Source organism: Chryseomicrobium imtechense (assembly GCF_041475995.1).
In the GTDB taxonomy this organism is placed as follows: Bacteria; Bacillota; Bacilli; order Bacillales_A; family Planococcaceae; genus Chryseomicrobium; species Chryseomicrobium aureum.
The window spans coordinates 1-700 of the sequence record NZ_JBGOBM010000038.1 but is presented as its reverse complement, the minus strand read 5'-3'; the positions used below and the strand labels follow the sequence as shown (position 1 = coordinate 700).

Annotated in this window: 1 protein-coding gene; it reads left to right on the top strand. The window is 46.1% G+C overall.

Going from position 1 to position 700, the window contains the following annotated elements; translation table 11 throughout:
• The first annotated feature begins 100 nt into the window (after positions 1 to 100).
• Positions 101 to 568: an IS200/IS605 family transposase gene (gene tnpA / locus AB5N96_RS13485; RefSeq protein WP_378142905.1), complete on the top strand. Its 468-nt coding sequence runs from the start codon at positions 101 to 103 to the stop codon at positions 566 to 568.
• Positions 569 to 700 lie beyond the last annotated feature (132 nt).

The window sequence follows — 700 nt, the reverse complement described above, 5'->3', positions numbered from 1 at the left end:
GGGGTTCCTGAGAGCTTTCAGCTATGGACAAAAAAATCCCCTCATCATACGATATTTTCAGGTCTAGCCAACCGAAAATAGTATGAGAGGGGAACCATCGATGGATAACCAAAGTCTAGCACATACAAAATGGAATTGTAAGTATCATATCGTATTTGCGCCGAAGTACCGGAGGCAGGTCATCTATGGAAAGATCCGTGCAGATATAGGCAGGATACTTCGTCAACTCTGCGAGCGAAAAGGTGTAGAAATCATCGAGGCTGAGGCATGTAAGGATCACATACACATGCTCGTCAGTATACCGCCCAAGCTGAGTGTCTCATCTTTCATGGGATATCTCAAAGGAAAGAGCAGTCTCATGATCTTCGATAGGCACGCGAATCTGAAGTACAGATATGGGAATCGACAGTTCTGGTGCAGAGGATACTATGTCACCACGGTCGGGCGAAACAAGAAAGTAATCGAGGAGTATATAAAGAATCAGCTCCAAGAGGATGTCATCCATGACCAGATGACAATGAAAGAGTTCATCGACCCATTCACGGGCGAGGAGATAAAGAAAAAATAGCCCCTTAAGGGGCCTGAACGGGAAAGTAGTGCGGTTGGCTGGTCCACCCGTTCAGTATGTCTTTCAGACATGGCCAGTAAAAGCGCCTTATAGGCGCAGAGCAAACCACCAGTTCTACTGGTGGTTATGATT